Source organism: Alphaproteobacteria bacterium (assembly GCA_030740435.1).
GTDB lineage: Bacteria > Pseudomonadota > Alphaproteobacteria > UBA2966 > UBA2966.
The window spans coordinates 1-13,373 of the sequence record JASLXG010000171.1 but is presented as its reverse complement, the minus strand read 5'-3'; the positions used below and the strand labels follow the sequence as shown (position 1 = coordinate 13,373).

Below are 13,373 nucleotides of genomic sequence, written 5' to 3'. Positions count from 1 at the left end.
ACTCACGGCACAAGGCGCTGATGCTCTCGGCACCGTCAAGATAAGCCGACACGAAACACATCCTCTCATTCATTGCACAGGTCTCCGTCCAAGGCATCGGCAGCTCCTCCCTGCCGATAGTTTGAACTGTTACCCATGTCGTGACGTAGATGTGTTACCCATGTCGCGAGTTAGGACCGGCTGCCCGCTCCCCCTCCCAACCACCCAGAGCGTTCCATTGATGGGTGGTTGGGAGGGGGAGCGGGTGGCCAGGCACCTCTTAATCAAAAGTGCGGCCCGTGGCCGCCGCCCTTGAAATCGGCACCCTGACGCGCTAAATCCCTAACAAATCTGACTACAGCAATCGGGTATTCGCCATGTTCATCCAGACCGAGGAAACCGCTGATCCGGCCGAGCTCAAGTTCCTGCCCGGGACCGAGGTCCTGCCCGGCGCCACGGCCAGCTTCGCCAGCGCCGACGAGGCCGGCCCCTCGCCGCTGGCGGCCAGGCTGTTCGAGATCGAGGCCGTCGAGCGGGTCAGCCTGGGTGCCGACCATATCGTGCTGACCAAAAGCGACGAGGCCGATTGGCAGACCCTCAAACCGGCCGTGCTGGGCGCCATCATGGACCATTTCGTGGCCGGCCGGCCGGTCATGGCAGAAGGCGCCGAGGGCGCTACGGCCCCGGCCGCCGGGGGCGGGCAGGACGACATCAGCGCCCAGATCCAGGAACTGGTGGAAACCCGCATTCGCCCCGCCGCCGCCGACCAGGGCGGCGACGTCATCTTCCACGAATTCAAGGAAGGCGCCGCGATCATCGAGTTCATCGGCGCGGCGCATATGCTGCGGGGCGGCGTGCAGACCATGCTGCGCCACTACCTGCCCCAGGTCGAACGCGTCGTCGATTACCAGGACACCATCCCCAAGCCCGGCCTCGACACCATTGAGGGCCAGACCATCCAGAAGCTGCTGGACGAGCAGGTCAATCCCCAGGTCGCCGGGCACGGCGGCCACATCGCGCTGGTGGACGTCCAGGACACCATCGTCTACATCCGCCTGGAAGGCGGCTGCCAAGGCTGCGGCATGGCCTCGATGACGCTCAAGCACGGCGTCGAAGTGGCCATCAAGGAGGCCGTGCCGTCGATCGAGCAGGTGCTCGACACCACCGACCACGCCGGCGGCGACAACCCCTACTTCCAGCCCGGCAAGGAAGGCATGAGTGCCTACTGAGCAGCCGCCCGACGCCCTGCTGATCTCGACCTACGACCTCGGCCATCAACCTTTCGCGCTGGCCTCGCCGGCCGCCTGGCTGGGCGCGGCCGGGGCTCGAGTGGCTTGCAACGACCTGGCTGTCGAGCCCCTGAACGAGGCGGCGGTTCGAGAGGCCCGGCTGATCGCGGTGCACCTGCCCATGCACACCGCCACCCGCCTGGCGGCCGGGCTGGCGCCAAGGTTGAGGGCGCTGGCCCCCGGGGCCCATCTTTGTTTCTTCGGCCTCTATGCTCCCATGAACGCCGAATACCTGCGCGCGCTGGGGGGCGATAGCGTGCCGGGCGCCGAATTCGAAGCGGCGCTGGTCGCCACATATCGGGCCGTCACCGGCGGCCACGCCTTTCCCGAATCCAGCGACCTGGACAAGCTTGCCTTCCGAAAACCCGACCGTGTCGGCCTGCCCGGGCTGGAGCACTACGCCAAGCTCCGCCTGCCCGACGGCAGCGAGCACCTGGCCGGTTACACCGAAGCCAGCCGGGGCTGCAAGCACCGCTGCCGCCATTGCCCGGTGGTGCCGGTCTACGACGGCCGTTTCCGCGTGGTGGCCCGCGACGTGGTGCTGGCCGACGTGCGCCAGCAGGTGGCGGCGGGGGCCCGCCACATCAGCTTCGGCGATGCCGATTTCCTCAACGGCCCGGGCCATGCCCTGGCCCTGGTCGAGGAACTGCACGCCGAGTTCCCGGAAATTACCTACGACGTGACCATCAAGGTCGAGCACCTCTTGCACCACCGGGCGGCACTCGCCAAGTTGCGCCAGACCGGCTGCCTGTTCGTGGTCTCGGCCATCGAGAGCCTGGAGGACGGCGTGCTGGAACGCCTCGACAAGGGCCACACCCGGGCCCAGGCCCTGGAAGCGGTGGCAATGTTGGGCCGGGCCGGTCTCGTGCTTTCGCCCACCTTCGTGCCGTTTACGCCCTGGACCACGCTCGAGGGCTATCGCGGGCTGCTCGGCGACATCGTGGAGCTCGATCTGGTGGCCGCGGTGGCCCCGGTGCAACTGGCGCTGCGTCTGCTGGTGCCGGCGGGATCGCTGATCCTCGAGCTCGACGACTGGAGCCGCTTCGGCGGCGCTTATGATGCCGACAACCTGACCTACGCCTGGCGCAATCCAGATCCGGCCGTCGACGTCCTGCAAAACGAAAACATGGCCCTGGTGGCCGCCGGCGAGACGGCGGGCGAGGAGCGCCACAGCCTCTTCGAACGCCTCTGGCGGCGGGCCCACGAAAGCCTGGGCGAGACCGCGCCGGCGCTGCCTCTCGGCCGCACCGCCGCCATACCCAGCCTCAGCGAAGGCTGGTATTGCTGCGCCGAGCCCAGCGAGAACCTGATGCGTGCGGCCCAGGTTTGACCCGATTATTGCTCCTGGTCCCGACCACCTCCTACCGGGTCGGCGATTTCCTCGAGGCCGCGGCCGGGCTCGGCGCGGAAGTCATCGTCGGCAGCGACCAGCAGCCGGTGCTGGCCGGGCTGGGATCGAATACGGCCTGCGAAGTCGACTTCCGCCATCCCGACCTGGCGCTGGCCCAGATCGCCGCCCTGGCCGCCGAGAGGCCGCTCGACGCCATCGTCGCCAGCGACGAGGAAACCACCTGGATCGCCGCCGAGGCCTCGGCCCGGCTGGGCATCAGGCACAACCCGGCGGCCGCCGTGGAGGCAGCGGGCAACAAGTTTCTCTTTCGCGAGACCCTGGCGGGGAGCGGCCTCGCGGGGCCGAAATACCGCCTCTTCAGCCTCGATGACGACCCCGCCCAGGCCCGGGACATACCTTTTCCCTGCGTGCTCAAGCCGCTGGCCTTCTCGGCCAGCCGCGGCGTCATCCGGGCCGATGGGCATAACTCGTTCGTCGCCGCCTTCCACCGCATCGCCGCGCTCTTGCGCCAGCACGACCCCGAGGGCGGGCGCTCGACCTCGCGGCGCATTCTCGTCGAAGACTACCTGCCCGGCATCGAGGTGGCCTTCGAGGGCTTGCTGCAGGCCGGCGAACTCACGGTACTGGCGCTGTTTGACAAGCCCGACCCGCTCGAGGGCCCCTATTTCGCCGAAACCATCTACACCACCCCTTCGCGCCAGCCGGCCGAGATGCAAAAGCGCATCAAGGAAGTCACGGCCCGCGCCGTGGCGGCGCTGGGACTGCGCGACGGTCCCATCCACGCCGAGCTCAGGATCAACCAAGACGGCATATGGCCCCTCGAGATCGCCGCCCGCTCGATCGGCGGCCTTTGTTCGCGCATGCTGCGCTTCGGCAGCGGATTGGGGCTGGAAGAGATCATCCTGCGCCAGGCCCTTGGCCAGCCAATCGAATCGCTGCGGCGCCAGGGCACCGCGGCCGGGGTGATGATGCTGCCGCTGCCCGCCTCGGGCCGCCTGCTGGCGGTCGCGGGCCAAGCGGCCGCCCGCGCCGTTCCCGGCATCACCGACCTTACGATCACCATCGCCATCGGCGAACAGGTGCAGGCGCTGCCGGAGGGCGACCGTTACCTGGGATTCCTGTTTGCCGAGGGCAAAGACCCGGCCCAGGCCGAAACCGCCCTGCGCCAGGCCTTCGCCAAGCTCGAGGTGCGGATCGACCAGGAAAAAAAAGCGTCCGCGTCCCCTTAATTAAGGATTGTTAACGCCCCTGGCACCGATTTCCTAAGGAAAACCCGCCCGCGGCGGTCAGGCGGCGGCTCGGCTGCGCACCAGGTCCTGGTAGTCGGCCATCAGGCGGCGGCTGACGGGGCCCACGGCATAGTGTTGGTCCTCGATTTCGCGCACCGGCGTCAGCTCGGCGGCCGAGCCGGTGAGGAAGACCTCGTCGAACGCCGACACCTCGTCCGGCATCACCGTGCGTTCGACGACCTCGAAACCGCGAGCGCGGGCCAGCGAGATCACCGTCTGCCGCGTCAGGCCGTCGAGGAAACAATCCGGCAGCGGCGTGTGCAGGGCGCCCTCGGCGACGAAGAAAAGGTTGGCGCCGGTGGCCTCGGCCACGCGGCCGCGCCAATCCAGCATCAGGGCGTCGTCAAAGCCGCGTGCCATGGCCTCGTGCTTGGCCATGGTGCCGATGACGTAATGGCCGCCGGCCTTGGCCGCCACCGGGGCGCACTCGGGCGGCGGCCGGCGCCAGCGCGCCCGGGCCAGGCGCACGCCCTCGGCCTGGGCCTGGGGCGTGAAGTAGCTCGGCCAGGGCCAGGCGGCGATGGCCAAGTGAATGCGGCTTGCCGGCGCCGCCACGCTCATCTCCTCGCTGCCGCGCCAGGCCACGGGGCGCACGTAGCCATCACCGATGCGGTTGGCGGCCAGCACCTGGCGGCAGGATTCGCTGATCTCGGCGGCGCTGGCCGGCAGCTCGAAACCGAGCGCCGCGGCCGAGCGCACCAGGCGGGCGCTGTGCTCGTGCAGCCGGAAGATCTCGCCGTCGTAGGCCCGCTCGCCCTCGAACACGCTGGAGGCATAGTGCAGCGCGTGGCTCAGCACATGCAGGTTGGCCCGGCGCCAGGGAACGAGTTCACCGTCGAGCCAGATTAGGCCGTCACGGTCGTCGAAAGATGGAACGGGCATGATTCGGCATCCTTTGCATTTCATTCGTTTGTCGCGCTGGCAGCGCAACAAACGAATCCACAAGATGCCAATAGCGTAACGAAGCTACGTTAATATGTCAATATTGCTGACTTATTTATTTTCTAGGCGGCGACGGCGCGGCGATGCACCAGGGCCTCGTAGTCGTCCATCATCTGCCGCGCGATGGGACCGACCGAGAAACTCATGTCGTCGATCTGCGACACCGGCGTCACCTCGGCGGCCGTGCCGGTGACGAAGATCTCGTCGGAGCCGGCCATCTCCTCGGGCATGATGGCGCGCTCGACGATCTTGATGCCGCGAGCCCGGGCCAGATCGATGACCGAACGCCGGGTCAGGCCGTCGAGGAAGCAATCGGGCGTCGGCGTGTGCAAAACACCGTTCTTTCCGAAGAAGATGTTGGCGCCGGTGCACTCGGCCACCTGGCCGCGCCAATCGAGCATCAGGGCGTCATCAAAGCCTTCCGCCTCGGCGGCGTGCTTGGAAAGCGTGCAGATCATGTAAAGCCCGGCCGCCTTGGCGAAAACGGGCGCCGATTCGGGCGAGGGCCGCTTCCAGGTCGAGGTCTTCAGGCGGATGCCCTGGAGCCGCGCCTCGGGCGTGAAATAGGCCGGCCAGGGCCAGGCCGCGATGGCCAGGTGGATGGTGCATTCCTGGGCCGAAACCCCCATCATCTCGGCGCCACGCCAGGCCACCGGGCGGACGTAGCCGTCCTGGATGCGGTTGATGGCCAGCACTTCCTTGCAGGCTTGGTCGATCTCGGCCAGCGAATAGGGGATCTCGAAACCCATGGCCGTGGCCGAGCCGATCAGACGCTGGCTGTGCTCGGTGAGCCTGAAGATTTCCCCCTCGTAGGCGCGCTCGCCTTCGAATACGCTGGAGGCGTAGTGTAGGGCGTGGCTGAGCACGTGCACGTTGGCCTCACGCCAGGCGATCATTTCGCCGTTCAGCCAGATGTGACCGTCGCGGTCGTCGAAGGAGGGGCCGCTCATGACATCATCCTCGCGGTTATGATGCGGTTATGATTAGTTCGATTTTGTGCCAATTTCGGCAACATTCTAACAAATATCTTGCGCCATGTATCATCATGCACCATATATGTCAACATGGCTGACGTAAAATCCGACGCGACACCGGACACCCTGCCGCAGGACCCTGGCCCGGACGAGGAGGAGATCCGCCAGGGCATCGAGCTTTTGTTCTACGCCTACCGCGACTTCACCTCCGACCCCGACGCCATCCTGGCCGGCTCGGGTTTCGGCCGGGCCCATCACCGGGTGGTGCATTTCGTCGGCCGCCGGCCGGGCATCACGGTGGCCGAGCTTTTGGACATCCTGCGTATCACCAAGCAGTCGCTGAGCCGGGTGCTGAGCCAGCTTATCGAGCAAGACTACATCGTCCAGCAAAAGGGCAGCCGCGACCGCCGCCAGCGCCTGCTCTTCCTCACCGAGAAAGGCAGCGAGCTGGAGCGTTCGCTGGCTCGGCCGCAGCACCAGCGGGTGGGCGAGGCCTACCGCCAGGCCGGCCCCGAGGCAGTGGCGGCCTACCGCAAGATACTGTTGGGGCTGATCAACGAAAGCGACCGCGAGGCCGTGCTCAAATCCTTCCGCGGGCGCTGAGCCATGCCCGGCCCGGCCCACATCCTGGTGGTCGACGACGACCAGCGTTTGCGCGATTTGCTGCGCGATTACCTGAGCCAGAACGGCTACCTCGTCACCACCGCCGCCGACGCCGCCGCGGCCCGGGCCCGGCTGGTGGGACTGGAGTTCGACCTCATCGTGCTCGACGTCATGATGCCGGGCGAGAACGGCCTGGAGCTGACGACCAGCCTGCGGCGTACCTCCCAGGTGCCGATCCTGCTGCTGACGGCCATGGGCGAGGCCGAGGACCGCATCAAGGGCTTGGAGAGCGGTGCCGACGACTATCTGGCCAAGCCCTTCGAGCCGCGCGAGCTGTTGCTGCGCATCGGCAGCGTGCTGCGCCGCGCCGCCCCGGCACCCGAGACGGCCGAGGAGATCGCCTTCGGCGACTATTGTTTCAACGCCCGGCGCGGCGAGTTGCTCCGGGCCGACGAGCCGGTCAAGCTGACCTCGGGCGAGGTGGCACTGCTGAGATTGTTCGCCGGGCGCCCGGGCCAGACAGTCAGCCGGGTTGAGCTCAGCCAACACGGCGGCGGCGCCAGCGAACGCGCCATCGACGTCCAGATCACTCGCCTGCGCCGCAAGATCGAGCCTGATCCCCGCAACCCGCGCTACCTGCATACCGTGTGGGGCGAGGGCTACGTGTTGTGGCCCGACTGAGGGCTAGTACCCACTATCACAAAAGGATGGTACGTATGATCGCTTTGCCGGCGCTGTGGGTAGGAGGCAACGCGCCGGCGATGCGGGGCCATCGGCAAGCGCTGCCGACGCCCTCCACAGCGCCGGAAAAGCGACCCAAAGGGCGGCCATGAAGGACCATCGGACGTCGTCCCGTAGCCCTTGTGATGGTACACCATCACGGCGGACCACGCTCCTAGCCCATGGTTGTCCCTGTGGTTCTTCCTGGCCGTCATACGTGCCATCCTTTTGTGATAGTGGGTACTAGGGAGCGGCGCGCGATGCTGAAACGTTTACTGCCACGCACGCTGTTTGGCCGCTCGCTATTGATCATCGTGACACCGGTGGTGCTGCTGCAGATCGTCGCCACCTATGTCTTCTACGAGCGCCACTGGGATTCGGTCACCCGGCGCCTGGCGCTGGGCCTGGCCGGCGACGTGGCCGTGCTGATGCAGGTGCTGCGCGAGGTGCCGGCCGGCGCCAAGCAAAACGCCATCCTGACGGCGGCGGAAAAGAGCATGCAGATGCGCATCGAGTTCCTGCCCGACGTCATCCTGCCCAACGCGCCGCCGCCGGCGCCCCTGGCCAACCGCATCATCGACAGAATGCTCAGGAAGGCCATGGAGGAGACCGTGTTCCGGCCCTATCGCATCGATTCGGCGAGCCACGCCGAGCTGGTGGAGATCCGCGTCCAGCTCAAGCGCGGCGTGATCCGCGTGCTGGCCTCGAAAAAACGCGTCTCCAGCCCCACGACTTATATTTTCGTGATGTGGATGGTCGGCACCTCGCTGGTGCTGCTGTTCGTGGCCATCCTCTTTCTGCGCAACCAGATCCGGCCCATCCGCCGTCTGGCCACGGCGGCCGAGAGCTTCGGCAAGGGCCGGCTGAATGTCGAGCTCAAGCCCTCGGGCGCGCGCGAGGTGCGCCAGGCCGCCGCCGCCTTCATCAACATGCGCGACCGTATCCAGCGCCAGATCGCCCAGCGCACCGAGCTGCTGGCCGGCGTCAGCCACGACCTGCGCACGCCGCTGACCCGCATGAAGCTGCAGCTCGCCATGCTGGATCAGGGCGCCGCGGTCGAGAAGCTCAAGTCCGACGTGGGCGAGATGGAGCGCATGGTCGAGGGTTATCTCGCTTTCGCCCGCGGCCAGGACGCCGAGGCCACGGTGGAGACCGACTTGCACGTGCTGCTGGCCGAAGTGGTCGAGGAGGCCCGCACCCAGGGCAGCACACTGGAGCTGAGCTGGCCCACGGAGGTTGGCGAGCCCCAACGGATCGTCTTGCCCCTCAAGCCCGGCGCCTTCAAGCGCTGCCTCACCAACCTGATCGACAACGCGCGCCGCTACGCCGAGCGCATCGCCGTCAGCGTCGAACTTGGCGGCGATCACGTCGAGCTCATGGTCGACGACGACGGCCCCGGCATCGCCGCCGAGCAGCGCGAGCTCGTCTTCCGACCCTTCCACCGCGTCGAGGGCTCGCGCAATCCGGCCACCGGCGGCATGGGGCTGGGACTGACCATCGCCCGCGACGTGATGCGCGGCCACGGCGGCGAGATCACCCTCTCGGAAGCACCGCTGGGCGGCCTGCGGGCCTGCCTCAGGCTGCCGCTTTGAAGCACAAAGGAGACATTCCATGAGCCGCCTTTTCGGACCGCTCCGCCAAATGGGCTACGTCGTCAGGGATATGGAGAGCGCCCTCGACCACTGGATAAAGAAATGCCAGATCGGGCCCTGGTTCTACATCGACAAATTGCCCATCGAGGGCTTCAGGTATCGCGGCCAGCCGGCCCAGCCGCACATCTCCATAGCACTGGCCAATTCCGGCGATATGCAGGTCGAACTGATCCAGCAGCGCGACCAGACGCCCACCATGTATCAGGAGTTCCTGGGCCGGGGCCACGAGGGGCTGCAGCATTTCTCCACCTGGCCCGAAAACTATGACGAGCGCTACCAGCGCGCCCTGGCCGAGGGCTACACCGTGGGCCAGGAATCCGACAGCCCGCGCGGCCGCTTCGTCTATTTCCTCGACGAAGGCCATCCCGGCACGGTGGCCGAGATGGCGGATCTCACGCCAGCCCGCAAGCGCATCTTCGACGGCGTGCGCCAGGCCGCCGTGGGCTGGGACGGCACCGACCCCATCCGCGAAGACTGGCCGCGCTAGAGCCGCAACCTCATGACCGCTTTGCTCGGCGTCGATATCGGCGGCACCCACACCGACATCGTCTACCTGGCCGAGGGCAAGCTGGCCGTGGCCAAGCTTGCGACCACGGCCCAGGCCGCCGACGGCCTGTTGGCCGGGGCCCAGGCGCTGGAGGTGCCGTTGGGGGCGCTGGACCTGATCATCCACGGCACCACGGTGGCCACCAACGCCGTGATCCAGCGCCGCGGCGCGCGCTGCGGCCTGATCACCACCGCCGGTTTTCGCGACGTGCTCGAGCTGCGCCGGCGCGACCGCCCGCTGACCTACGGACTTGATGCCGACTTCCAGCCGCTGATCGAACGCAGCTATCGGCGCGAAGTGAACGAGCGTGTCAGCGCCGAGGGCGAGATCCTGACCCCGGTCGACGAGGACCAAGTGGCCAGCGTGGCCCAGGCGCTGAGCCAAGCCGGCTGCCAGGTGCTGGTGATCTGCTTTCTGCACAGCTACGCCAACCCCGAGAACGAGCGCCGCGCAAAAGAAGCCGCCAGGGCGGTCTGGCCCAACGATTTCATCGTCACCTCGTCCGATGTGCTGCCGGCGTTGCGCGAGTTCGAACGCTGCAGCACGGCCGCCATCGGCGGCTACGTGGCGCCCCTCGTGGTGGGCTACCTGGACGCTCTGCAGGGGCAGCTTGCTGCCCGTGGCTTTGCCAAGGAGCTGCTGGTGGTGCAATCCAACGGCGGCGTCATGGCGGCCGGCGTGGCCGGGCGCTTCGCCGCCAACACCATCCTCTCGGGCCCCGCCGCCGGCGTCACCGCCGCGACCGCCATCGCCACGCAACTGGGCATCGACAACGCCGTTTCCTGCGACATGGGCGGCACCAGTCTGGATGTCTGCGTTATCCAGGACGGCCGGCCGGCGACCACGGCCCAAAAGGCGCTCGACTTCGGCCTGCCGCTGGCGTTGCCCATGCTCGACGTCGATGCGCTGGGCGCCGGCGGCGGCAGCCTGGCCTGGATCGACGGCTCGGGCGTGTTGCAGATCGGGCCCGAGAGCGCCGGCGCCGACCCCGGCCCGGCGGCGCTCGGCATCGGCCATGAACCCACGGTGACCGACGCCAACCTGGTGCTCGGCCGCCTCGATGCGGAACTGGCCATCGGCCACGATGATGGCCGGCGGCTGGACCTCGAAGCCGCCCGCCGCGCCATCGCGGCCAAAATCGGCGAGCCTCTTGGCCTCGACCCGGAATCGGCGGCGGAGGCCATCGTGGCCGTGGCCGGGCACAAGATGGCGGGCCGGATTCGCCGCCAGTTGCTGGGCCGCGGCCTCGATCCGCGCCAGTTCACGCTGATCGTCTTCGGCGGCGCCGGGCCGCTGCACGCCGCGGCCCTGGTGCGCGAGGCCGGCTTGGCCGGGGCCGTGATACCGCCCTATCCGGGGCTGACCTCGGCGCTGGGCTGCCTGCTGGGCGAGCTCCGCCACGACTTCGTGCGTACCGTCAACCGGCCGCTCGGCGACTTGGGCCGGGCCGAGCTGGAAAGCATTTACGCCGGGCAGCGCCACGAAGGCCTGGCCGTGCTGGCCCGCGAAGGCATTGCCGAGCCGGCCGCCCGGATCAGCCTGGCCGCCGACATGTGCTACCGGGGCCAGCTCTACACCATCCCGGTAGCGCTCTCGGCCCTGGCCCCCGAGGCCGTGCAAGACGATTTCGAAACCGCCTACCGGAGCCACTTCACGCACCTGCTGGAAGGCGCCGAGATCATGCTGGTCAATGCCCGCACCACGGTCGGCGGTGGCGCTGCCACAGGCACCGATTCCGATTTTTCGACCTTGGCCAAGCTGCCGGAAATCAGCGCAGCGCCGGAGCGCTGGCAAATCTTCTGCCGGGGCGCCTGGCAGCCGGCTGAACGCTACCGCCGTTTCGAGCTTGCCGCCGGCGCACGGATCATGGGGCCGGCGCTGCTGACCCAGGACGACACCACGATCTTCGTCGAGGCGGGCTTCACGGCCAGCGTCCAGGCCAGCGGCAATCTTCTGCTCGAGGCCACGGCATGAGTATCGATCCCACCACCATCGCCGTGGTTCGCGGCGCCTTCGAACACCTCGCCGACGACATGGACACGGTGCTGGCGACCAGCGCCATCTCGCCGGTTATCGCCGACGCCTGGGACCGGGCCAGCGGCGTCTTCCATCCCGAAACGGGCGAGGTCATCGTCCAGGGCCAGACCGGCATGCCGATCTTCGTCGTGGTCATGCAGCACACCGTGCAAGAAGTGCTGAAAGACTGGCGGCCCGAGGAGATGGCGCCCGGCGACGTCTTCATCGTCAACGATCCCTACCGCGGCGGCACCCACACCATGGACGTGAAGTTCGTGCGGCCCTACTTCCATGATGGCAAGCCGGCCTTCTTCCTGGCCAACACCGGCCACTGGCCCGACGTGGGCTCGATGTCGCCGGGCGGCTTCACCCCGGTGGCCACCGACGTCTACCAGGAAGGCCTGCGCCTGCCGCCGGTGAAGATCTACCGGGCCGGCGAGCTCGACCGGACGCTTCTGGACGTCATGCTGCTCAACATGCGCTTGCCCGAGGAGCGCGAGGGCGACATGGCGGCCCAGGTCAACGCCCTCGAACTCGGCTGCCAGCGCCTCGACGAGCTCATCAAGCGTTTCGGCGGCGATACCCTGATGGCTTGTGTCGATGAGCTGAAAGCCCGTTCCGAATCCCAGATGCGCGAGCACATCGTGGCGCTCCCCGATGGCGCCTACCGCTTTTCCGACGTCATGGACTCCGACGGCGTCGACGAAGGTTTCCTGACCATAGATCTCGAGCTGACCGTCGCCGGCAGCGAAATCACGTTTGATCTGTCGCGCTCCTCGCCCACTTGCCGTGGCCCCTTCAACAGCCCCTGGTCGAGCACCATCACGGCCCTGATGATCGGCATCAAGCACGTCTTCCCCGAAGTGCCCATCAACGCCGGCTGCTTCGAGCCTTTCCACTACGTCATCCCCAGCGGCTGTTTCCTCAATCCCGAACCGCCGGCACCGGTCTCCGGCACCACCACCGAGACCGCCCAGCGCCTGATCGGCGTGGTCATGGGGGCGCTGGCCCAGGCCGTGCCCGACCGCGTGCCGGCGGGCTGTTTCGGCACCGGCTCGAACATCTGCCTCGGCGGCAGCGCAGAGGGCCGCGGCGCCTACGCCACGATTTTCTTCTTTGGCGGCGGCTACGGCGGCTCGGCCACCGGCGACGGCCTGAGCAACGGCTCGACGCTCATTTCAGCCTCGCGCAATTCCTCGATCGAAGTCATCGAACAAACCGTGCCGCTCCTGTTCAGCCGCCACGCCCTGCGTCAAGGCTCGGCCGGTGCCGGGCGCTTCCGCGGCGGCCATGGGATCGAAGCGGCATTCACGTTGCGCCAGGGCGAGGCCTATCTCACGCTGGTCGGCGACCGGGCGCTCAAGGGCGCCTACGGCCTCCACGGCGGCCACGAGGGCGCGCCGGCCGACCACGACTTCACGGTCGGCGGCGACACCTTCAAGGCGCCGCACCTGAGCAAGATCGACAAGCTCTATCTGCGCCAGGGCGACGGGGTATTCCTGCGCACGCCAGGCGGCGGCGGCTACGGCGATCCGGCCGGGCGCGACCCGGCGGCCGTGGCCCGGGATCGGGAGAACGGCTATTTGGACGACGAGAGCTGAGGCGTGCCGATCCGGATAATGCAAACACCCACTACATATTGGGTCGCCGCACACGTCCTTTCTGCGGCAGCAATTAGCCAAAAGGAGACATGGAAAAACGAGCCGCCAGGATCTCAAAAAGCGCGTACTGATAGAGTTGCCATCAGGCATGGCGCCGCCTCGATGGCAGGCGCTCGGATACCATGATAATCTCGAACCGATATCAGCATCTAGGCCACATCGCTGTTGAAGGGGAGGCGTCCGATGTCGGCGGGTAATCATCCTCGGCGTGGCCTGCCCCCCGAAAACTGGTCCAGCCCGGATGTTAGGATTGGGTTGGCTTGAAGGAGGGCAAAATGGCGAAGAAGAATCACACGGTTGAGCAGATTATCGGCAAGCTCCGCGAGGCGGAGGTCCGGCTAAGCCAGGGA

The 13,373-nt window shown here is 67.4% G+C and carries 11 protein-coding genes and 1 pseudogene; 10 read left to right on the top strand and 2 right to left on the bottom strand.

The window, feature by feature from the left end; translation table 11 throughout:
* Window positions 1-356: 356 nt before the first annotated feature.
* The 4 genes and pseudogenes from QGG75_17005 (at window position 357) to QGG75_16990 (ending at window position 3,848) form a co-directional block, all read left to right on the top strand.
* A pseudogene (locus tag QGG75_17005) lies at window positions 357-869 on the top strand (NifU family protein).
* A complete protein-coding gene (locus tag QGG75_17000) occupies window positions 843-1,208 on the top strand; it encodes a NifU family protein (GenBank protein ID MDP6068929.1) in 366 nt (121 codons plus the stop codon). Before QGG75_17005 ends, QGG75_17000 begins: the two are co-directional and overlap by 27 nt.
* The gene (locus QGG75_16995; GenBank protein ID MDP6068928.1) at window positions 1,198-2,598 is read left to right on the top strand and encodes a CUAEP/CCAEP-tail radical SAM protein; all 1,401 of its coding nucleotides are present in this window, start codon (window positions 1,198-1,200) and stop codon (window positions 2,596-2,598) included. Before QGG75_17000 ends, QGG75_16995 begins: the two co-directional genes overlap by 11 nt.
* An 8-nt stretch (window positions 2,599-2,606) precedes the next feature.
* Entirely contained in the window at window positions 2,607-3,848 is a 1,242-nt protein-coding gene (locus tag QGG75_16990; protein MDP6068927.1) for an ATP-grasp domain-containing protein, read from the top strand.
* A 57-nt stretch (window positions 3,849-3,905) separates the two neighbouring features.
* On the opposite strand, the gene QGG75_16985 is transcribed toward QGG75_16990, so the two are convergent.
* Window positions 3,906-4,790 (bottom strand): branched-chain amino acid aminotransferase, encoded by an 885-nt coding sequence (locus tag QGG75_16985; GenBank protein MDP6068926.1) that lies wholly within the window; start codon window positions 4,788-4,790, stop codon window positions 3,906-3,908.
* 122 nt (window positions 4,791-4,912) lie between these two features.
* Entirely contained in the window at window positions 4,913-5,800 is an 888-nt protein-coding gene (locus tag QGG75_16980) for a branched-chain amino acid aminotransferase (protein ID MDP6068925.1), read from the bottom strand.
* 114 nt (window positions 5,801-5,914) lie between these two features.
* Here QGG75_16980 and QGG75_16975 point away from each other — a divergent pair, with 114 nt between their 5' ends.
* The 6 genes from QGG75_16975 to QGG75_16950 all read left to right on the top strand — a co-directional run bounded on the left by QGG75_16975 (window position 5,915) and on the right by QGG75_16950 (window position 12,963).
* Window positions 5,915-6,427 carry a MarR family transcriptional regulator gene (locus QGG75_16975; GenBank protein ID MDP6068924.1) on the top strand — a complete coding sequence of 171 codons (513 nt, stop codon included), beginning with the start codon at window positions 5,915-5,917 and terminating at the stop codon, window positions 6,425-6,427.
* Window positions 6,428-6,430: 3 nt separating this feature from the next.
* Window positions 6,431-7,108 (top strand): response regulator, encoded by a 678-nt coding sequence (locus tag QGG75_16970; protein MDP6068923.1) that lies wholly within the window; start codon window positions 6,431-6,433, stop codon window positions 7,106-7,108.
* A 299-nt stretch (window positions 7,109-7,407) separates the two neighbouring features.
* Window positions 7,408-8,739, top strand: a complete 1,332-nt coding sequence (locus tag QGG75_16965; GenBank protein MDP6068922.1) for an ATP-binding protein — start codon at window positions 7,408-7,410, stop codon at window positions 8,737-8,739.
* Between the two features lie 19 nt (window positions 8,740-8,758).
* Window positions 8,759-9,286, top strand: a complete 528-nt coding sequence (locus tag QGG75_16960) for a VOC family protein (GenBank protein ID MDP6068921.1) — start codon at window positions 8,759-8,761, stop codon at window positions 9,284-9,286.
* A gap of 12 nt (window positions 9,287-9,298) precedes the next feature.
* Complete coding sequence (locus QGG75_16955) at window positions 9,299-11,320, top strand: hydantoinase/oxoprolinase family protein (protein ID MDP6068920.1); 2,022 nt, start codon at window positions 9,299-9,301, stop codon at window positions 11,318-11,320.
* A complete protein-coding gene (locus tag QGG75_16950) occupies window positions 11,317-12,963 on the top strand; it encodes a hydantoinase B/oxoprolinase family protein (GenBank protein ID MDP6068919.1) in 1,647 nt (548 codons plus the stop codon). The genes QGG75_16955 and QGG75_16950 overlap by 4 nt, the downstream gene beginning before the upstream one ends.
* The last annotated feature ends 410 nt before the right edge of the window (window positions 12,964-13,373 follow it).